This is a genomic window from Dechloromonas denitrificans (genome assembly GCF_001551835.1).
In the GTDB taxonomy this organism is placed as follows: Bacteria; Pseudomonadota; Gammaproteobacteria; order Burkholderiales; family Rhodocyclaceae; genus Azonexus; species Azonexus denitrificans.
Genome location: NZ_LODL01000005.1, coordinates 68,809 through 89,467, shown reverse-complemented (window position 1 = coordinate 89,467; position 20,659 = coordinate 68,809). Strand labels below are relative to the sequence as shown.

18 protein-coding genes and 2 tRNA genes are annotated in these 20,659 nt (G+C 62.3%); 4 read left to right on the top strand and 16 right to left on the bottom strand.

Going from position 1 to position 20,659, the window contains the following annotated elements:
* Positions 1-131 precede the first annotated feature (131 nt).
* From AT959_RS01285 to AT959_RS01255, 7 genes are all read right to left on the bottom strand, one after another.
* Entirely contained in the window at positions 132-1,928 is a 1,797-nt protein-coding gene (locus AT959_RS01285; RefSeq protein WP_066879753.1) for an acyl-CoA dehydrogenase, read from the bottom strand.
* A 26-nt stretch (positions 1,929-1,954) separates the two neighbouring features.
* Complete coding sequence (locus AT959_RS01280) at positions 1,955-3,154, bottom strand: acetyl-CoA C-acyltransferase (RefSeq protein WP_066879750.1); 1,200 nt, start codon at positions 3,152-3,154, stop codon at positions 1,955-1,957.
* A gap of 20 nt (positions 3,155-3,174) precedes the next feature.
* A complete protein-coding gene (locus tag AT959_RS01275) occupies positions 3,175-5,571 on the bottom strand; it encodes a 3-hydroxyacyl-CoA dehydrogenase/enoyl-CoA hydratase family protein (RefSeq protein WP_066879747.1) in 2,397 nt (798 codons plus the stop codon).
* A gap of 23 nt (positions 5,572-5,594) precedes the next feature.
* Complete coding sequence (locus tag AT959_RS01270; protein ID WP_066879744.1) at positions 5,595-7,241, bottom strand: fatty acid--CoA ligase; 1,647 nt, start codon at positions 7,239-7,241, stop codon at positions 5,595-5,597.
* A 225-nt stretch (positions 7,242-7,466) separates the two neighbouring features.
* Positions 7,467-7,559 (bottom strand) — tRNA-Ser (locus AT959_RS01265).
* Between the two features lie 56 nt (positions 7,560-7,615).
* Entirely contained in the window at positions 7,616-8,836 is a 1,221-nt protein-coding gene (locus AT959_RS01260) for an aspartate kinase (RefSeq protein ID WP_066879741.1), read from the bottom strand.
* A gap of 84 nt (positions 8,837-8,920) precedes the next feature.
* Entirely contained in the window at positions 8,921-9,847 is a 927-nt protein-coding gene (locus tag AT959_RS01255) for a histone deacetylase family protein (protein WP_066879738.1), read from the bottom strand.
* A 119-nt stretch (positions 9,848-9,966) separates the two neighbouring features.
* Here AT959_RS01255 and AT959_RS01250 point away from each other — a divergent pair, with 119 nt between their 5' ends.
* The 4 genes from AT959_RS01250 to mltB are packed head-to-tail and all read left to right on the top strand — an operon-like array spanning position 9,967 to position 14,815.
* Positions 9,967-10,914, top strand: a complete 948-nt coding sequence (locus tag AT959_RS01250; RefSeq protein ID WP_066879734.1) for an AAA family ATPase — start codon at positions 9,967-9,969, stop codon at positions 10,912-10,914.
* 6 nt (positions 10,915-10,920) lie between these two features.
* The gene (locus AT959_RS01245) at positions 10,921-11,874 is read left to right on the top strand and encodes a DUF58 domain-containing protein (RefSeq protein WP_088178923.1); all 954 of its coding nucleotides are present in this window, start codon (positions 10,921-10,923) and stop codon (positions 11,872-11,874) included.
* Positions 11,871-13,820, top strand: coding sequence for a transglutaminase TgpA family protein (locus AT959_RS01240; protein WP_066879731.1), 1,950 nt, complete (start codon positions 11,871-11,873; stop codon positions 13,818-13,820). The genes AT959_RS01245 and AT959_RS01240 overlap by 4 nt, the downstream gene beginning before the upstream one ends.
* Positions 13,817-14,815 carry a lytic murein transglycosylase B gene (gene mltB, locus AT959_RS01235; protein WP_066880236.1) on the top strand — a complete coding sequence of 333 codons (999 nt, stop codon included), beginning with the start codon at positions 13,817-13,819 and terminating at the stop codon, positions 14,813-14,815. The genes AT959_RS01240 and mltB overlap by 4 nt, the downstream gene beginning before the upstream one ends.
* A 6-nt stretch (positions 14,816-14,821) precedes the next feature.
* Here mltB and AT959_RS01230 read toward each other — a convergent pair whose 3' ends face one another.
* From AT959_RS01230 to AT959_RS01195, 9 genes are all read right to left on the bottom strand, one after another.
* Positions 14,822-16,144 (bottom strand): caspase family protein, encoded by a 1,323-nt coding sequence (locus tag AT959_RS01230; RefSeq protein WP_066879728.1) that lies wholly within the window; start codon positions 16,142-16,144, stop codon positions 14,822-14,824.
* A 56-nt stretch (positions 16,145-16,200) separates the two neighbouring features.
* Positions 16,201-17,127 (bottom strand): RNA polymerase sigma factor RpoS, encoded by a 927-nt coding sequence (rpoS, locus tag AT959_RS01225; protein ID WP_066879725.1) that lies wholly within the window; start codon positions 17,125-17,127, stop codon positions 16,201-16,203.
* A complete protein-coding gene (locus tag AT959_RS01220; protein WP_066879723.1) occupies positions 17,124-18,053 on the bottom strand; it encodes a peptidoglycan DD-metalloendopeptidase family protein in 930 nt (309 codons plus the stop codon). Before AT959_RS01220 ends, rpoS begins: the two co-directional genes overlap by 4 nt.
* A complete protein-coding gene (locus AT959_RS01215) occupies positions 18,050-18,712 on the bottom strand; it encodes a protein-L-isoaspartate(D-aspartate) O-methyltransferase (RefSeq protein WP_083518136.1) in 663 nt (220 codons plus the stop codon). The genes AT959_RS01220 and AT959_RS01215 overlap by 4 nt, the downstream gene beginning before the upstream one ends.
* A complete protein-coding gene (surE, locus tag AT959_RS01210) occupies positions 18,709-19,449 on the bottom strand; it encodes a 5'/3'-nucleotidase SurE (protein ID WP_066879718.1) in 741 nt (246 codons plus the stop codon). The genes AT959_RS01215 and surE overlap by 4 nt, the downstream gene beginning before the upstream one ends.
* Before the next feature lie 3 nt (positions 19,450-19,452).
* The gene (locus tag AT959_RS01205) at positions 19,453-19,776 is read right to left on the bottom strand and encodes an H-NS histone family protein (protein ID WP_066879715.1); all 324 of its coding nucleotides are present in this window, start codon (positions 19,774-19,776) and stop codon (positions 19,453-19,455) included.
* A gap of 100 nt (positions 19,777-19,876) precedes the next feature.
* A tRNA-Pro gene (locus tag AT959_RS01200) sits at positions 19,877-19,953 on the bottom strand.
* Between the two features lie 34 nt (positions 19,954-19,987).
* The gene (locus AT959_RS20180; RefSeq protein ID WP_083518135.1) at positions 19,988-20,365 is read right to left on the bottom strand and encodes a MerR family transcriptional regulator; all 378 of its coding nucleotides are present in this window, start codon (positions 20,363-20,365) and stop codon (positions 19,988-19,990) included.
* Positions 20,349-20,651 (bottom strand): integration host factor subunit alpha, encoded by a 303-nt coding sequence (locus AT959_RS01195; protein WP_066880234.1) that lies wholly within the window; start codon positions 20,649-20,651, stop codon positions 20,349-20,351. The genes AT959_RS20180 and AT959_RS01195 overlap by 17 nt, the downstream gene beginning before the upstream one ends.
* Between the last annotated feature and the right edge of the window lie 8 nt (positions 20,652-20,659).

Below are 20,659 nucleotides of genomic sequence, written 5' to 3'. Positions count from 1 at the left end.
AGACCGGCAAAAAAAGAGGGGGAAACCTCCCCCCTCGAAAGCGATGCCGGCAAAAGCGCCCTTCACTTTTGCCCCACCCGCAGAGTGATCCCGGCGGCAACAGTGCGAGAGTTTTCGCGCTGCACCAGCCCTTAATCGAACAAATCGTTGCCGATATCCTTGATCGCCAGATCGCGGGCCATTACGGTCTGCGCCCAGGCTTCGGCCTGCGGCAGCATCTGGTCGGCGTAGAAACGGGTGGTGGCGATCTTGTTGCGATAGAAGCGCGGATCGCCCTCGCCCTGGTCGAGGCGTGCCACCGCAGCCAGCGCCGCCTTGCCCATCATCCAGCCGCCACAGACGGCGACGGCGATGTTCAGATAGGGCACGGCTGCGGTCAACACCCCGGAAACGGCATTTTTCGTGTTGGCGGCCAGCCATTCACTGACCTCTCGCCATGCCTTCAAGGCAGCGTTGAGGCGCTGGCCGATGGCTTGCAGTTCCGGCTTGCCGGAGTCAGCGAGCGCCTTGGCGGTGGCGTAGACTTCAGCAAAAACGACCTTGGCAGTGGCGCCCTGGTCGCGCATCAGTTTGCGGAAGATCAGGTCGTTGGCCTGGATGCCGGTCGTCCCCTCGTAAATCGTCGTGATCCGCGAATCGCGCCAGTGCTGGGCAGCGCCGGTTTCCTCGATGAAGCCCATGCCGCCGTGAATCTGGATGCCAAGCGAAGTGACGTCGATGCCCATTTCGGTCCCGCCGCCCTTGACGATGGGGATCAGGAACTCGGCCAGGAACAGGTCGCGCTTTTTCTGCTCGGGGTCGGTCCCGGCATGCGCCCGGTCGAGCAGGCCGGCCGTGTAGTAGGTGATGGCCCGGCAGGCCTCGATGCGCGACTTCATCAGCATCAGCATGCGGCGGATATCCGGGTGATGCTCCAGGGTGACCAGCGCCTCGCCGGTCACCGCATCGCGCCCCTGCTTGCGTTCGCGGGCATAGCCCAGGGCCTGCTGGTAGGAACGTTCGCCGACGGCGATACCCTGCAGGCCGACGCCGAGGCGGGCTTCGTTCATCATGATGAACATGTACTCCAGGCCGCGGTTGGCCTCGCCCAGCAGGTAGCCAACGGCACCGCCGTGATCGCCGAAAGCCATGACGCAGGTCGGACTAGCGTGGATGCCGAGCTTGTGTTCGATCGAGACGCAGTGGGCGTCGTTGCGCTCGCCGGGCGAGCCATCGGCGTTCACCAGGAACTTGGGAACCAGGAATAGCGAAATCCCCTTCACCCCGGCCGGTGCATCCGGCAGGCGGGCCAGCACGAGATGGACGATGTTGTCCGTCATGTCGTGGTCGCCGTAGGTAATGAAGATTTTCTGGCCGAAGACGCGGTAGCTGCCGTCAGCCTGCGGCTCGGCCCGACTGCGCAGCAGCGCCAGGTCGGAACCGGCCTGCGGCTCGGTCAGGTTCATCGTGCCGGTCCACTCGCCGGTGATCATCTTTTCCAGATAGATCGCCTTCAGTTCGTCGCTGGCACAGGTCAGCAGCGCCGCAACGGCGCCGCCAGTCAGCATCGGGCCGAGCGAGAAGGACAGGTTGGCCGAAGCCGCCATTTCCTTGATGGCGATGCCGAAGGTTTCCGGCAAGCCCTGGCCGCCGAACTCGACCGGCGAGGCCAGCCCGTTCCAGCCGCCATCGCAGAAGGCCTTGTAGGCTTGTTTCCAGCCATCGGGCGTGATCACACCATCGGGACCGAGCTTGCAGCCCTGGGTATCGCCAATGCGGTTGAGCGGCGCCAGCACCTCGCCGGTGAAACGGGCCGCCTCTTCCAGGATGGCATCGGCCATATCCGGCGTCGCTTCCTCGTAGCCCGGCAGACTGGCAATCTCGGCCAGGCCGACGATCTCGTCCATCACAAATCGCATATCCCGGACGGGTGCTTTGTAATCGCTCATGCTGTTATCTCCTTTTATTTTTTGGTTCAAATACGTTCAAAAATGCCGGCGGCGCCCATGCCGGTACCGATGCACATGCTGACCAGGCCGTACTTGCTGCCGCTGCGGCGCATGCCGTGCAGCAAGGTTGCGGTGCGGATGGCGCCAGTGGCGCCGAGCGGATGGCCCAGCGCGATGGCGCCGCCGAGCGGATTGATGCGTTCCGGATCGAGGTCGAGGTGCTTGATCACAGCCAGCGCCTGCGCCGCAAAAGCCTCATTGAGTTCGATCCAGTCGAGCTCCTGCTGGCGGATGCCGACCTGCTGCAAGACCTTGGGAATCGCCACGATCGGGCCGACGCCCATGATCTCCGGCGCCACCCCGCCGACCGCATAGCCGGCAAAGCGGGCGAGCGGCGTCAGGTTGTGTTCCTTCAAGACCTTCTCCGAAACCAGCATCACGGCGCCGGCCCCATCCGACATCTGCGAGGCATTACCGGCCGTCACCGAGCCCTTGGCGTGGAAAACGGTGCGCAGCTTGGCGAGCTTCTCGACCGAGATGTCGGCCCGCGCCCCTTCGTCGTTTTCCGGGGTGCGCAGACGCTGGCGGATCTCGCCGCTGTTCAGGTCGGGCAGGTAATCGCAGACGGTGTAGGGTGAAATTTCCGCCCTGAAATGGCCGGCGGCAATCGCCGCGCAGGCCTTGCGATGCGAGGCTTCGGCGAAGGCATCCTGTTCGTCGCGGCTGATCTGCCATTGCTCGGCGACCCGTTCGGCGGTCAGGCCCATGCCGTAGGCGATGCCGAGGTTTTCGTCGGCACCAAACAGCGCCGGGTTCGGCATGACCTTGTTGCCCATGATGTTGGACATGGCGCTCATCGACTCGGTACCGGCGGCGATCATCACGTCGGCCAGGCCGAGGCGGATCTGGTTGGCGGCATCGGCCACCGCCTGCAGGCCGGATGAGCAGAAGCGGTTGATGGTGATGCCCGGTACCGTATCCGGCAGGCCGGCCAGCAAGGCGCCGATGCGGGCGATGTTCATGCCCTGCTCGGCTTCGGGAATGGCGCAGCCGACGATGACATCGCCGATGCGGGCCGGGTCGACGCCCGGCACCTGGCCGACCACGGCACGGATGGCGTGGGCCAGCATGTCGTCCGGCCGCACGTTCTTGAACATGCCGTTGCGCTTGGCCACCGGCAGACGGGTGGCAGCGACGATGTAGGCATCCTGGATCTGTTTGCTCATTGCTTGTCTCTCTTCGCGAATCAGTTGCGGAGTACCTTGCCGGTATCGAGCATGTGCTTGATCCGGGCCTGGGTTTCGGGGTTCTTCAGCAGCTGGACGAACAGCCGGCGCTCGACGCCGAGCAGCCATGCCTCGTCGACCAGGCTGCCGGCATCGATCTCGCCGCCGCACAGGGCGACCGCCGCCGCACGGGCGACCTGGTAGTCGTAGGCCGAGATCATGCCGCCGTCCCGCATATTGACCAGCGTCATTTCCAGCGTCGCGATGCCGGCCCGGCCGGCGACCGGAATGCCGCGCGCCATCTGTTTCGGCGCATAACCGGCCTCGGCCAGGGCGCGCGCTTCGCGGATGGCGACGTAAAGCAGTTCGTCGGGATGGAACAGCACGGTATCGCTGGCCTGGGCAAAACCGTAACCGACCGCCTCCTGCGCGCTCTTCGAAACCTTGGCCGTGGCGATGTTCATGAACACCGGCTGCAGGAAGGCCAGCAACTCGTTCGGCGTCGCCGTGCGGCTGGCCCATTCGGCCGCCTGCAGCGCGAACTCTTTGCAGCCGCCGCCGGCCGGGATCAGGCCGACGCCGGCTTCGACCAGGCCGACATAGCTTTCCAGTGCCAGCACCCGGCGCGCCGCATGCATCGCAAACTCGCAACCGCCACCCAGAGCCATGCCCTGCACCGCCGCGACCACCGGCACCGGTGCATACTTGATGGCCAGCGCCGCCTGCTGAAAGGCTTCGACATATTTTTCCAGCTGGGCAAACTCGCCGCTGGCGCAAGCCTCACTGACCTGGGCCAGATTGGCCCCGACGGCAAACGGTGCCTCATGCCAAATGACCAGACCGGCCAACCCGGCTTCCGCCTGGGCGATGGCCGCCTGCAGGCCGCTGACAACTTCGCTGCCGATGGCATGCATCTTCGACTTGAAGGAAATGATGCCAATCCCGGCGTCGACCGCCGGCATCGTCCACAAACGCACTCCGTCGTTCTCATACAGGGTCTCGCCGGACTGTTCCGGGCTGGCCCCACCGGCGCCAAGCACCCGCTCGGGGAAGAGCTGGCGCTGATAGACCGGCAGCGCCGAGGGCGCGACATAGGCAGTGCGCCGGGCCGACCACGAACCGGCCGGCGTATGCACGCCGTCGCGGCCATCGAAGACCCAGGCCGGCAGCGGCGCGCCACTCATCGTCAGGCCGGCGGCAATGTCGGCGGCGATCGCCTGGGCGATCTCGCTCCAACCCGCCGCCTGCCAGATTTCGAACGGCCCCTGCGTCCAGCCGAAGCCCCAGCGCATGGCGAAATCGAGGTCGCGGGCATTGTCGGCGACCGCTTCGAGCTGGACGGCGGCATAGTGGAAGACGTCGCGGAAAATGGCCCACAGGAAACGCGCCTGCCGATCCTGCGAGGCACGCAAGGCGGCGAAGCGAATGGCCAGATTCTTTTCCTTCAGGATAGCGGCGACTTCAGCACTCACCTCGCCGGCCGAAGGCCGGTAATCCTGCAGGCCTAGGTCGAGGACATGAATCGCCTTGCCGACCTTGCGGAAAATGCCGCCCTTGCTCTTTTGGCCGAGCGCCCCCTGCTCGATCAAGCGATCGAGCCAGGCCGGCGCCTTGAAATGGCCATGCCAGGGATCGTCCGGCAAGGTGTTCTGCATCGTCCGCACGACATGGGCCAGCGTATCGAGGCCAACGACATCGGCGGTGCGATAGGTGGCGCTCTTCGGCCGACCGATTTTCGGGCCGGTCAGCGCGTCGGCCGTATCGAAACCGAGTTCGAAGCGTTGCGTATGGTGCATCACCGCCAGGATGGAGAAGACGCCGATCCGGTTGGCGACGAAATTCGGCGTATCGAGCGCCCGCACGACGCCCTTGCCGAGCCGCGAAGTGAGCCAGGTTTCCAGCGCATCAAGGGTGGCGGCATCGGTCGTCTCGGTGCCGATGATCTCGACCAGGTGCATGTAACGCGGCGGATTGAAGAAGTGGATGCCGCAGAAACGCGGCCGGATGTTTTCCGGCAGGCCCTGGGCCAGCGCGTTGATCGACAGGCCCGAGGTATTCGAGGCAATGATTGCGGTCGACGACACAAACGGGGCAATTTTGGCGTAGAGATCGTTCTTCCAGTCCATGCGCTCGGCGATCGCCTCGATGATCAGGTCGCAGCCGGCAAGCAGGGGCAGATGCTCGTCGTAATTGGCCGCATCGATCTGCTTGAGCACCGCCCGGCTGGCCAGCGGCGCCGGGTCGAGCTTCTTCAGGCCGTCGAGCGCCTTCCGGACGATGCCGTTCTTGTCGCCGTCCTTGGCGGCGAGATCGAACAAGACGACCGGCACGCCGGCGTTGGCGAGGTGCGCCGCAATCTGCGCCCCCATCACGCCGGCCCCGAGGACGGCAGCTTTCTTCACATGCAACTGGCTCACTTCAATCTCCCGGAAAATTGTACTCAACCCGCGACTTCTTCGCGAATGGCCTTCTTGTTGATCTTGCCGACGCTGGTCCGTGCCAGCGACTGAACGAAACGCACCTGATTGGGCACGGCATAACGCGAGACGTGGCCGGCTTCGGCAAAATTCATGACGTGGGCCTTGATCTCGTCAGCCGAAACGCTCTGCCCTTCCTTGAGAACGACCAGCGCCATCGGCCGCTCGCCCCACTTGTCGTCCTTGACGCCGATGACGGCGACTTCGTTGACCGCCGGATGCTGCGAAATGATGTTTTCCAGTTCCAGCGACGACACCCACTCGCCACCGGTCTTGATCACATCCTTCAGACGGTCGGTCACGATCAGGCAACCCTTGGCATCGATGACGCCGATGTCGCCGGTATGCAGACAATTGCCCTCCCACAGATCCTCGGAAGCCGCCGGGTTGTGCAGATAGCCCATGGTCAGCCACGGCGCGCGGACGACGATCTCGCCGGCGCTCTTGCCGTCACGCGGCGTATCGACCATCTCGCCATCGACCGTGCGCAGATCGACCAGCGGAATCGGATAGCCGGTCTTGATGCGCTGATCGGCCTGGAGATCGAGATCGGCCTCGGCCATCTCGGACGGCAGGCGGGCGATGGTCAGGATCGGGCAGGTTTCCGACATGCCGTAGCCGGCAAAGACGTCGATGCCACGGGCCAGCGCCATGGCCGCCATGCCCTTGGGGAAGGCGGCGCCGCCGATGATGACTTTCCAGTTCGAGAAATCGACATCCTTGGCGGCAGCACTCGACAGCAGCATGTGCAGGATGGTCGGCACGCAGTGCGAGAAAGTCACCTTCTCGTCGCGAATGTACTGTGCCAGCGTATCCGGCGCATAGCGGCCGGGATAGACCTGCTTCACGCCGAGCATGGTGGCGATGTAGGGCAGGCCCCAGGCATGGACGTGGAACATCGGGGTGATCGGCATGTATACATCGTCGCGATGCAGCCGGCCCTGTCCCGGCGCGGTGCCGAGATGGGCCGCCACCGCCAGGGTGTGCAGCACCAGTTGGCGATGGCTGAAGTAGACGCCCTTCGGCAGGCCGGTCGTACCGGTTGTGTAGAAGGTCGTGGCGCGCGTGTTTTCGTCGAAGTCCGGGAAGTCGTAGCTGGCCGATTCGGCAGCCAGCAAAGCTTCGTATTCGCCGGCATAGGGGATCTTGAACGAGGCCATGTCGGCGCCGTCGTCGCTGATCAGGATGAACTTCTTCACCGTCTCCAGCTGGTCCTTGATGATCGCCAGCATCGGAATGAATTCGGCGTTCACCAGCACGACATCCGCCTTGGCGTGATTCAGCGTGTACAGGATCTGTTCCGGCGAAAGGCGGATATTGACCGTCTGCAGCACGGCGCCCATCATCGGCACGGCGAAGAAACATTCCAGATAACGGTGGCTGTCCCAGTCCATCATGGCGACCGTGCTGCCGGACGTGACGCCCTGGCGCGTCAGGGTATTGGCCAGGCGACCGATGCGCTGCGAAAGGTCACGGTAAGTCAGGCGGCACTTGTCGCGATAGACGATCTCCTGATCAAGCGAAGTGGCCAGCGGCGTGTGCAGGAGCTGCTTGATGAGCAGCGGATAGGTATAGGCCGACGGGGTAACCGCTACGGATTCGAACGCCATTTTTGTCTCCTCGGATTTATTGGTGATATCTCGAGGGGTAAAGATAGACAAAGGGCGCGACCAGCGAAGTCAGAAACTTCCCGACTCCGTGTAGGAAAATTCTGAATCAGCTCAAGTCTTCATTTTCGGCGGATCGCCACCGACAGGCCAGAAAAGAAAAACCCCGCCTGGCTTGCGCTGAGCGGGGTCATCTAATTCGTTGCCGGCAGGTTTCACCAAACATTTTGGCGGAGACGGAGGGATTCGAACCCTCGATGCAGGTTTTGCCCGCATGCTCCCTTAGCAGGGGAGTGCCTTCGACCTCTCGGCCACGTCTCCGTTCCTGCCCTCAACGAGGCGCGGATGATATAGCCTCCGCGCCGTTTGGTCAAACCTTACTGATCAAGACCGAAAGTACGGTGCAGGACACGGACGGCCAGTTCCAGATATTTCTCGTCGAGAACGACGGAAATCTTGATCTCGGAGGTCGAGATCATCTGGATGTTGATGCCTTCGTCGGCCAGTGCCTTGAACATCTGGCTGGCGACACCCGGATGGGAGCGCATGCCGACGCCGACGGCGGAGACCTTGCAGATCTTGTTGTCGCCGGTCACTTCACGAGCGCCCAGCTTGGCCTTGACGCCTTCGAGGATGCCCTGTGCCTTGGCGAATTCGCCGCGGTTGACGGTGAAGGAGAAATCGGTGGTGCCGTCATGGCCGACGTTCTGGATGATCATGTCGACGTCGATGTTGGCGTCGGCGATGGCGCCCAGGATCTGGTAGGCGATGCCCGGGGTGTCCGGTACGCCGAGCATGGTCAGCTTGGCTTCGTCGCGATTGAAAGCGATCCCGGAGATGATCGGTTGTTCCATGTTCTTGTCTTCCTCAACAGTGATCAGCGTGCCTTCCCCTTCGTCCTGGAAGCTGGAAAGAACGCGCAGTTTGACCTTGTACTTGCCGGCGAATTCGACCGAGCGGATCTGCAGCACCTTGGAGCCGAGGCTGGCCATTTCCAGCATTTCCTCGAAGGTGATGGTATCGAGCTTCTTGGCTTCCGGTACGACACGCGGGTCGGTGGTGTAGACGCCATCGACGTCGGTATAGATCTGGCACTCGTCGGCCTTCAGCGCAGCGGCCAGCGCCACGCCCGAGGTATCAGAGCCGCCACGACCGAGCGTCGTGATGTTGCCATGCTCGTCGACGCCCTGGAAACCAGCGACAACCACGACATGGCCGGCATCGAGATCGCGCCGCATGTTGGATTCGTCGATCGACAGGATGCGCGCCTTGGTGTGCGTGCTGTCGGTCAGCACCTTGACCTGGCCGCCGGTGTAGCTCTTGGCCTTGCAGCCGATATCCATCAGCGCCATGGAGAGCAGGCCGGTGGTGACCTGTTCGCCGGTGGACATGATGGCATCCAGCTCGCGCGGATCGGGGTTGGCCTGAACTTCCTTGGCCAGCGCGATCAGCTTGTTGGTTTCGCCGCTCATCGCGGAAACGACCACCACCACCTGATGGCCCTGGGCCTGGAACTTGGCAATACGCTTGGCGACGTTCTTGATGCGCTCGGGATTACCGACCGAAGTGCCGCCGTATTTCTGAACAATCAACGCCATGGATTTGTCCGGTTAAACGTTGGAAACATGAAAAAGAGCGCGGGATTTTACCTCACCCGGCACTTTTTCCGAAGAAAACGAATTTCAGAGATCGCCCAGAACGCGCAAATGGGCGCCAACGCTGCGCGCCAGCGAGGTCATGACATAGCCGCCTTCGAGCATGGAAACGATGCGCTTGTCGCACATTTCGGCAGCCAGCTTTTTCAGGTGCTCGGTGCACCAGGCGAAATCCTTTTCGACCAGCTTGAGGCCGCCCATGTCGTCCTCGTAATGGCCGTCGAAACCGGCCGAGATGAAGATCATCTGCGGCTTGAATTCCTTGAGGCGGGGCGTCCACACCTGCAGTACGGCATCACGGAACTCTTCGCCCCCCGAACCAGCGGCCAGCGGCACGTTGCACATGTTGGCGGCGGGCTTGTCGGCCCCGCTGTAGGGGTAGAACGGGTGCTGGAAAATGCTGCACATCAGGACCTGTTCGTCACCGGCAAAACAGTCTTCGGTACCGTTGCCATGGTGCACGTCGAAGTCGATGATGGCGACGCGCTCCAGACCATGCGCCTTGATGGCATGGCGAGCGGCAACCGCGATGTTGTTGAAGAAACAAAAGCCCATCGGATTGGCTTTTTCGGCGTGGTGACCGGGCGGACGGACGGCGCAGAAAGCGTTTTCGACTTCCTTGTTGACGACCAGATCGACCGCCAGGCAACCGGCCCCCGCGGCGCGCAGTGCGGCCTGCCAGGTATGCGGATTCATCGCGGTATCGGGATCGAGATGGACGACGCCGAGCTCCGGGGAGGCGCGCTTGATGCGCTCAAGATGCGAGGCTGGATGGACGCGCAACAACTGCTCAAAAGTGGCCAGCGGCGCATCGTAATAAACAAAATAGGCATCGATGCCCTGGGCAATCAGGTGATCGTTGATGGCGGTAAGACGTTGCGGGCATTCCGGGTGATGCGACCCCATGTCGTGCAACTGGCAGTCGCGATGGGTTATGAAGGCAGTGGTTGTCACTTGTTCTCTCTCTCCGAGCCGGCGCGCCAGGCGGCGCACGTCGAAATGTCATTATCGTCCGATTCAGCGCGCTGCTTCAAGCATTAGAATCGGTTTGACAGATTTTGTGAGATTTGACGATGCTCGGAAGCAAACTATCCATTCTCGCGGGCCGCCCGCGCCCCCTCGACGGCGTACTGGCCGCCGCCGGCCGGGTCATTCTCGGCAAGGACAAGGAAATCCGCCAGGCCCTCGCCTGTCTGTTGGCCGGGGGACATCTGCTGATCGAAGACCTGCCCGGCATGGGCAAGACGACGCTGGCCCACGCCCTGGCCCGCCTGCTCGGCCTGCAGTTTTCGCGCATCCAGTTCACCAGTGACCTGCTGCCGGCCGACATTACCGGCGTCTCCATCTTCGAGCGCGAGAAAAACGAATTCCGCTTCCTGCCCGGCCCGGTTTTCGCCCAACTGGTGCTGGCCGACGAGATCAACCGCGCCACGCCGAAAACCCAGAGCGCGCTGCTTGAAGCGATGGAGGAAGGCCAGGTCACCAGCGAGGGCCAGACCCGCGACCTGCCCCGCCCCTTCTTCGTTATAGCGACGCAAAACCCGGCCCATCAGATCGGTACCTTTGCGCTGCCCGAATCGCAACTCGACCGCTTCCTGATGCGCATCGAACTTGGCTACCCGGAGCGCAGCGCCGAGCGTGCCCTGCTTGCCGCCGGCAGCCAGCGCGTGCAGGCCGATCAATTGCCGGCCCAACTCAGTGCCGACGACTTGCCCGCCCTGCAACGGGAGGTGGCCGGCATTCATGCCGCAGAGCCGCTGATCGATTACGTCCAGGCGCTGATCGACGCCACCCGGCAAAACCCCGCCTTCCAGCACGGCCTGTCGCCCCGCGCCGGACTGGCCCTGCTCGCCGCCGCCCGCGCCTGGGCTTGGCTGAGCGGCCGCGACATGGTACTGCCCGACGACGTCCAGGCCGTCTTGCCGGCCGTCGCCCGCCATCGGCTGCGCTCGGCCCAGGGCGGCGGTTACGCCAGTGCCGAGGAGATCGCCCTGTTGATCCGCAGCGTCGCCATCCCCTGATCTGCCGTGAGCATTTTCGCAACCCTTAAGCAGCAGCTTTTCCGCTGGCAAAGCGATGGCAGCGCCCCCTTCCGGCTCGGCCAGCGGCGCATCTTCATCATCCCGTCGCGCGGCGGCCTGCTCTTCGCACTGGCCCTGATCGTCATGCTGCTCGGGGCGATCAACTACACCCTCGCCCTCGGCCACGCGCTGGTTTTCCTGCTCGCTGGACTTGGCCTGACCGGCATGGTGCATACCTTTCGCAACCTGTACGGCATGCTGATCATGCCGGGCCGCTGCGAGCCGGTTTTTGTCGGCGAAACCGCGCTCTTCCAGCTGACGCTGGGCAATGAGCGCAGCTCCCCGCGCCTGGCGCTGGAACTGGGTGTAGAAGAAGGCAAAACGGTGATGGCTGCGGTCGACGCCCTGGAAAACACAAAAACCGCCATTCCGGTAACGGCAACACGGCGCGGCTGGCTGACGCTGCCCAAGGTCAAGATGTCCACCCGCTATCCGCTCGGCATGTTCTACGCCTGGTGCTACCTGCAACCGGCCATGCGCTGCCTGGTGTACCCGCAACCGGTCGACTCGCCGCTGCCCGCCGTCAGCTCGACACCCAATCCCGGCGAAAGGAGCGGCGATGGCGGTCAGGAAGACTTCGCCGGTTTTCGCGAACGCCAGCCCGCCGACTCACCGCGTCACGTCGCCTGGAAGGCCAGCGCCCGTGACACCAGCAACCGCCCGCTGCTGATCAAGCAGTTTGCAGGTGGCGGCCAGCTTGAACTGCAACTGAACTGGGCGCGGACCGATCCAGCGCAGAGTACGGAAAGTCGGCTCTCCATCCTCTGCGGTTGGGTACTGGCGGCCGAAGCGGCGGGGGCGCTCTACGCCCTCCACCTGCCCGACCGGCAGATCCCGCCCGGCGGCGGCGAACAGCAGCGCCAGCGCTGCCTCGAAGCCCTCGCCCTCGTGCAGCCATGAGCACGCCCGCCAGCCAGGCCCTGGATCGGACGGCCGTCCCCTGGCTGTTTGCCGCCGCCCTCGTCACCACGCTGCCGCATTTCGCCCACCAGGCAGCCTGGCTCAGCCTGTTTACCGGCCTCACCTTTGCCTGGGGGGCCTGGCTGTGGTGGAAGGACCAACGCCTGCCCGGGCGCTGGCTGCTGATCCTGCTGGTCATCGCCGCCTGCAGCGGCATCTTCGTTGAATTCCGCACCCTCTTTGGCCGCGATGCCGGCGTCGCCATGCTGGTCATTTTCATGGCGATGAAACTGCTCGAACTGAAAAGCCGGCGCGACGGCATGGTCGTCGTCACGCTCGGCTACTTCCTGCTGCTCACCCACTATTTCTATTCGCAGAGCATTCCGACCGGGCTCTGGCTGCTCCTTGCCATGTGGCTGGTGACCGCCACCCTGATCCGCCTGCACGGCGGCCCGGCCAGCACGCTGCGCGCGACGCTACGTTACGCTGCGGTGCTCAGCCTGCAGGCAGTACCCTTCATGCTGGTCCTCTACCTGCTTTTCCCGCGCATCTCCGGCCCGCTCTGGGGCTTACCGCAGGATGCCCACGCCGGCAAGACCGGGCTGTCGGACACCATGTCGCCGGGCAGCATTGCCAATCTGGCGCAAAGTGCCGAGATCGCCTTTCGCGTCCGCTTCGACGGCCCGCTGCCGCCCCGGGAAAAGCTCTACTGGCGCGGCCCGGTCATGGAACAGTTCGATGGCACCAGCTGGCGCCCCTTCCCCGGCCGCCACCCGGCCGAGCGCATCGAAATCATTTCATCGCCAATCAGCTACGAAACCACGCTCGAAGCCCACAACCAGCGCTGGCTACTGGCCCTTGACGCCCCGACCGGGCTGCCGGCGGAAAGTGCCCTGAACGGCACGTTGACCGCCGGGCTCCGCCTGCCGATCACCCAGCGCCAGCGTTTTCGCCTGGCGGCCAGCCTCGACTACCGTTTCAACGCCAGCGAAGACATCGCCGTCTTGCGCCGCAACCTGCAACTACCGGCCGGTCGCAACCCGCAGTCACTGGCCCTGGCCCGACAATGGCAGGCCAGCGAAAAATCGCCGGCCGCCATCATCGGCCAGGCCATCGCCCTGTTCGGCAGCCGCGACTTCGCCTACACGCTGCAACCACCACTGCTCGGCGAAAACGGCATCGATCAGTTCCTGTTCCAGACCCGGCGCGGCTTCTGCGAGCACTACACCGCCGCCTTCGTCGTGCTGATGCGGGCCGCCGGCATTCCGGCCCGCGTCGTCGGCGGCTACCAGGGCGGCGAAGCCAATCCGCTTGACGGTTATCTGGTCGTCCGCCAGTCCGATGCCCATGCCTGGGCCGAAGTCTGGCTCGAGGACAGGGGCTGGGTACGGGTCGACCCGACCGCCGTCGTCGCCCCGGCCCGTATCGAAACCGGCATTGCCGATGCCCTGCCCGCCGGCGAACCGCTGCCCGGCCTGATCCAGATGCGGGCCGACTGGCTGCGCCACATGCGCCACCGCTGGGAGGCGATCAACAATGCCTGGAACCAGCAGATTCTCGGCTACGACCCGCAGCGCCAGCGCGAACTGCTGGCCCGGCTCGGCCTGCCTGACACCGAATGGCGCAGTCTGGCGATCGCCCTCGGCCTGGCCTGCAGCCTGCTGCTCACCGCCATCACCGCCTGGACCCTGTACCAAAGACCGCGCCTCGACCCGGCGACTCTCCTTTGGCATAAAGCCTTGCGACAGTTGGCGCGAAGACAAGTAAACTGCGCCCCCTGGGAAACGCCGCTGGCCATCGCCCGCCGCGTGGACGAGGAAAGACCGGAACTGGCCGAGGCTTTCCGCCGCGTCGCCGACGCCTACCTGCAGGCCCGCTACGGTAGGCCAACGAATAATCTGAAAAACCTGCGCGAAGCAATCGCGCAACTGCCCCGATGGAGATGAACTTGAAGCACACCCTTGCCGCCCTCGTTTGCGCGGCCCTGACCAGCCTGAACTGCGCCGCAGCCCAGACCCCGCCCAGCTTCGCCAGAGAGCAGGCGGTCATCGACTTCGCCCGCGATCTCGAGCAGCGCCAGGGCTTCAATGCCGACGAACTGCTCGCCCAATTCGCGCAAACCCGCCCGAACAGCAAGGTTCTGCAACTGATCAAGCCACCGACCTCACCGCTGCAACGTTCCTGGGAACGCTACCGGCCGCGCTTCCTCAACGAGCGCCGGATCGACGGCGGCATCCGCTTCTGGCAGGAGAACCAGGCCAAGCTGGCGCGGGCCCGTGCCCTGTATGGCGTACCGGAGGAAATCATCGTCGCCATCATCGGCGTCGAAACCGAATACGGTCGCAACACCGGCGGCTTCCGCGTTCTCGAAGCGCTGGCGACGCTGGCTTTCCACTACCCGCCACGCGCCGAGTTTTTCCGCACCGAACTCGAGCAGTTCCTGCTCCTCGCCCGCGAAAACAATCTCGACCCGCTGGCGGTCAAGGGGTCGTTTGCCGGCGCAATCGGCATTCCGCAATTCATGCCAGGCAGCCAGCGCCGCTACGCGGTGGATTTCGACGGCGACCAGCGCGTCGACCTCGGCAACAGCGTCGACGACGCGATCGGCAGTGTCGGCCGCTTTCTCGAACAACACGGCTGGCAAGCCGGGCAAGGCATCGCCGTGCCGGCCAGCAGCCAGGGCGAGCCGGAACGCAGCCTGCTCGAAGCCGGCCTCCGACCCAGCCTGAAAGTCACCGAACTGAGTGCCAAAGGGGTGTTCAGCGATGCCGATCCGGCCGCTACCGTGGCGTTGATCGATCTCGTCTCACCGGGCCGGGAGACGGAATACTGGCTCGGCTTCGACAATTTTTACGTCATCACCCGCTACAACCGCTCCAGCTTCTACGCGATGTCGGTCTTCCAATTGGCCGAGGAAATCCGCAAGCGAATGCCGCGGTAAACCGGTCTATTTGGCCTTTTTCTGGACCGCCGGCTTGGCAGCCTTGCCGACCGGCGCTTGCTCTACAGCTTGCTCGGCGGCGCCAACCCCATCGCCGTAGACCAGGCGGCCGTTATCGGTCTGCCGATCGTCGCGGAACTCGCCTTCCCAATAATCACCGCCCACCCAGGTCAAGCGCCCCTGGCCGTGCTTGTTGCCATTGAGCCAGGCGCCGACATAGACATCGCCGTTATGCAGGGTGTAAGTGCCCTTGCCATGCGGTTGGCCATTGCGGAACTCGCCCTCGTAACGATCGCCATTGGTGTAATGCAGGGTACCCACACCATTGATCCGGTCCTCCGACCACTCGCCGTCGTAGCGCTGTCCGTTCGCCCAGGTGAAACTGCCCCGCCCCTGCTTCTTGCCGTTAACCAGGGTGCCCTCGTAACGATCACCATTCAGCCACGCGATCCGCCCCTCCCCGGTCATCGCACCGGTCACCGTATCCAGCACCACCTTGCCGGTCACGGTAAAGCTGTCGGTCCGAATCACTTGCTCCTCGACCGCATCCGCCACCGATGGCTTGGCAGCAGCGGCAGGCGGAGTCGCCGGAACGAAGTAGAAATCGCTGGTCAACGACGAGGATTCCCACGGAATCTGCTTATCACGGGTGGCCCGCGCCACTTCGCGACGGACATTCTTAAACACCTGCTCGATGGTCAGGCCGGGCACCTGCATCTGCTTGAGCAGTTCCTGCGTGAACAGGCCGTTGCGACCATCGCCATCGACCGCCGTCTTGCCGGGAGCCGTGGCGTAGGCGATCAGGCTTCCCTTCGGCGCATCCATCTGGGCCAGACCGCCGCCGAGACTGCGGAAGCGGCCCTCGAACGGGTTGTTCCGGCACGCATCGAGAATGATCACGTTGAGTTCGCTGCTGGCCAGTTGATCCAGCACGCCATCGACATCGACTGACTCGACGCGAATCGAGGTTTGATTGGTGATTTTCGCATCGACCGGAATCAGGTAGTTTTTGCCGCGCACCTGCATGCCGTGCCCGGCGTAATAGAACAGAGCAACGGCATCCTTGCTCAGCCGATCGCTGAATTTGGCAATCGCCCGATTCATCTCCTTCTGCGTGCCATCGATCAACTCGATGACTTCGAAGCCGGTCTGACGCAGCATGTTGGCCATGTCGCGGGCGTCGTTGAGCGGATTGCCGAGCGGTGCGTCGCGGTATTTGGCATTGCCAATCACCAGCGCCACCCGTTTTTCCGCCGCCACGGCCGGCGAGGCGAGACCAATCAGGATGAGCACCGAGGCCAGGAGAGAGGTGAGAAAACGCTTCAACATCAAGGCTACCGCCGTTCAATATCAGGAAGAGAGACTACCCGGCAACGGCTAGCAAACTAGAGCAGGGAATCCCGCGAAATATTGCCCCGCTTGATGATCTTGCGCAGCCGGTCCAGACCTTCCATCTGGATCTGCCGCACCCGCTCGCGGGTCAGACCGAGATCGCCGGCAATCAGGTCCAGCGTCGCAATATCCTGGCCATTCAGGCCGTAACGGCGTTCGATCACCACCCGCTGCCGCTCGGTCAACTGACGCAGCCAGTCCTCGAGCAAGTCACCGATCTCGCTGGTCTGCAACAAGGACTCGGGATCGCGCCCGGTATCGTCGGCAATCAATTCGGCCATCGTATGGCCGGGGTCGATTTCCAGCGGCGCGTCGAGCGAGGCGATATGCTCATTCAGCGACAGGATACGGCGTATTTCGGCCGCCGGCTTGTCGATCAGCAGCGCGACACGCTCGATGGTCGTTTCGCGCCGCTCGGCCGACTCCAGATGGCGCATGGCACGCAGCACAACGTTGATTTCCTTGACGACATGCACCGGCAGACGGATCGTCCGCGACTGGTTCATGATGCCGCGCTCGATACTCTGGCGTATCCACCAGGTGGCGTAGGTCGAAAAGCGGAAGCCGCGTTCCGGATCGAATTTCTCGAGGGCATGAATCAGGCCGAGATTGCCCTCCTCGATCAGATCCAGCAAGGGAATGCCGCGGTTCAGATAATGCTTGGCAATATTCACGACGAGCCGCAGATTGTGCTCGATCATCTTCTGGCGTGCCGCAAAATCACCGGAACACACCAGACGCGCCGTCGCCACCTCTTCGGCAGGGGTCAGCAAGGGCTTGGCGCCAATTTCATTCAGGTAGAGCTGGGTGACATCCTCGAGCAGATCAAGTTCGGGCGCCACCGGCTCAGGCTCGGGAAGAAGCGCAGAGTCATCCGGCTGCCCTTCGAACTCATCCTCCTCGACGGCCTCAGTGCTCATCTTTTGGGCAGATACTGGGCAGGATCGACCGGCTTGCCTTGCTTGCGAATTTCGAAATGCAACTTGACCGAATCCGCATCGGTATTGCCCATTTCCGCAATTCTCTGGCCCCGCGTCACTTGCTGCCCTTCCTTGACGAGAATTTTCCGATTGTGGGCATAAGCGGAAAGGAAGGTCGCGTTGTGTTTGACGATGACCAGTTCGCCATAGCCGCGCAGTCCGGCCCCGGCATAGACGACCTTGCCATCGCCTGCGGCAATTACCGGGTCGCCCGCCTTGCCGGCAAAATCAAGTCCTTTGTTGGCCGACTCGCTATACGGGGTCACCACCTTGGCCGCCGAAGGCCAGATCCATGGGACATCATCCGGACCAGCCGCAACCGCCGCCGCAGCGGGCGCCGGTTCCGGTTTGACCTCGGGCTTCGGCTCCACCTTGGTCTCGACCGGCTTGGCCGGCTCCGGCATCCGGTTCAGGCGGGCATACGCCTCGTCGGAATAAGGCTCCTTGCCCACCCGCGGCTCACGCTTGACCCCGTCCGCCGGCAGCGACTGCGCGCCATTGACCGGCTGATCGAGTGATCTCGACTCGATGATGCCCCCCGAAGCAATCGGTTTGCTGACCACCGCGCCACCGGCCTCAGTCGTTCCCGGCGGTGCCACCCGCAGAACCTGGCCTTCCTTGATTGCCGAAGGATTGACCAGATTGTTCCAGGCCGCCACATCCTTGTAGTCCTGACCATTTTCCAGCGCAATCCGGTACAGGGTATCGCCGCGCTTCACCGTGTAATAACCGGGCCCGCTCGGCTGAGCCGGCTGGGAGACACGGGATTGTGCCGTCGAATTACGGTCGACCGCAGGTGCCGGCTGCTGTGAGAAACAACCGGCCAACAACAGCGAAGGGAGGGCAAAGACAAAAGCTCGAATCATTGCGTTCCTGCAAGAAGCGGGACAAACCGCACGGCATCGAGCCGCGTCTCGGTGTATCCCTGAGGCGTTCGTTCAATGAAGCTAAGATACTGCTCGGATGTCCCGACTGGCAAGACCAGCCGGCCACCAAGCGCCAGTTGTTCCAGCAAGGCTTGCGGCACATGCATGCCGGCCGCTGCGACAATGATACTGTCAAACGGCCCCGCTTCAGGCAAGCCGAACTGACCATCCGCATGTTTTAGACGAACATTGAATTGCTGCAAGGCCCGCATATTGGCCTTGGCTTTTTCGAGCAGGGGCCCGAGGCGCTCGACGGCAAAAACCTCGTTGGTCAGTTGCGCCAGTACGGCCGCCTGATAACCGCAACCAGCCCCGACTTCCAGCGTTTTACCCAGTGACGGACGGCCATTGAGCAGCAACTCGATCATTCGAGCGACGACGTAGGGCTGCGAAATAGTCTGTCCCATGCCGAGTGGCAAGGCCGTATCTTCATAAGCGCGCGAGGCCAGGGCCTCCTCGACAAAGACATGGCGCGGCACGGCTGCCATCGCCGCCAGTACCGATTCATGGCGGATGCCTTTTTCACGCAGGCGCTCGATCATCCGCGCCCGCGTTCGCTGCGAGGTCATCCCAATACCGCGAAGCACGCTTGAACTCATTGCACCCAGCGACGGATCGCCGGCAACTGGGCCGTATGGGTCAAATCGATCTGCAGCGGCGTAATCGACACACAACCCCGTTCGACCGCGTTGAAATCGGTACCGGGGCCGGCATCGGCAGCAGCGCCGGCCGCACCGACCCAATACACCGTTTCCTTGCGCGGCGAGGTCATTTTCACCACCGGCTCCGCCTTGTGACGCCGGCCCAGCCGAGTGACTTCCATGCCCTTGATATCTGCATAGGGAATATCCGGCACATTCACATTCAGCAAAACCGGCTCTTTGATCGGATCACGAATAAAGCGCTCGACCAGTTCTCTGGCAACCTGGCCGGCAGTCTCGAAATTATTGCCTTCAAAACTGGTCAGCGAAATTGCGATCGATGGAATGCCCAGCAAAAAACCTTCGGTTGCCGCAGCAACCGTACCGGAATAAATGGTGTCATCGCCCATATTGGCACCGTGATTAATTCCGGAAACAATAATATCCGGCAATCTATCCAGCATGCCGGTCACCGCCAGATGCACGCAATCCGTAGGGGTACCATTCACAAAATGAAAACCACTGGCCGCCTTTTTCAACAACAACGGGCGATCAAGAGTCAGTGAATTGCTGGCACCACTCCGATTCTGCTCGGGAGCAACGACGACGATTTCACCAATAGCAGATAGCGCCTCCGCCAGTGCCGCCAAACCGGGCGCAAAATAACCGTCGTCATTACTGAGCAGAATACGCATATATCAAACCAATAGATTATCGATGCTGGCGCCAGTAGCTACCCAAACCTCAACCCACTTCGGCTTGCGGCCACGACCGGTCCATTCCAGTTCTGGATTTTCCGGATGGCGATATTTGACTTTAACCTTATTGCCAGAAGAGGAAACCGCCTTGATCTTGGCTTCCTTACCCAGCAAGTCCTCAATGGCGTAACCGCGAGCTTTAGCAAAGGCGCGAACTTCATTCAGGATATTCGCTTTATCCTGAACCTCACGGCGCTTCAATTCGGCGGGAATCTGTTGCTGCAATTCACGCAACTGGGGAACAGACAATGTCGACAAATCCATAATTACCTCCGAAATTAAATAGGTGGCAACAATTTAATTTGTCTTAATATATTTTTCAACGTTAAAAATTAAAAAACCGGCAAAAGCCGGTTATTTAATTTGGTCGGGGCGGCGGGATTCGAACTCGCGACCCCTTGCACCCCATGCAAGTGCGCTACCAGGCTGCGCTACGCCCCGACAAGCCAAGCATTATACCTGAAATTACCAGGAATCAAAGCCGTAACATTTCAATAACCGACTTCAATTCAGCGCGCAGGCCTGTTTCGATTTTTGACGAGACCTGCTTGTCGATGACAACAGCCTCAACCGCCGGACCATCATCCAGTCGATTACGCGCGCCACTGATAGTAAAGCCCTGATTATAAAGAAGCTCGCGAATACGCCGAACCAGCAAAACCTCATGATGCTGGTAATAGCGCCGATTCCCCCGGCGCTTTACCGGCTTGAGCTGATTGAATTCCTGCTCCCAATAACGCAGTACGTGGGGTTTAACACCACATAATTCGCTAACTTCACCAATGGTGAAATAGCGCTTGGCAGGAATGGGCGGGAGTTCATCCCCACCGGAGGCTTTATGCCGCTGTTCCATCGTAGGCTAACTCAACATCGGACTTCAGCTTTTGACTGGCGTGAAAAGTCACCACACGGCGAGCCGTGATGGGAATTTCCTGACCGGTTTTTGGGTTGCGCCCTGGGCGCTGAGGCTTGTCACGCAACTGGAAATTACCGAAACCAGACAGCTTGACGCCGTCGCCAGTCTCCAGCGCATTACGAATTTCTTCGAAAAAAGCCTCGACCATATCTTTCGCCTCACGCTTATTGAGACCAACCTTCTCAAAAAGAAGGTCAGCGAGCTCGGCTTTGGTGAGCGTCATCGTTGTTT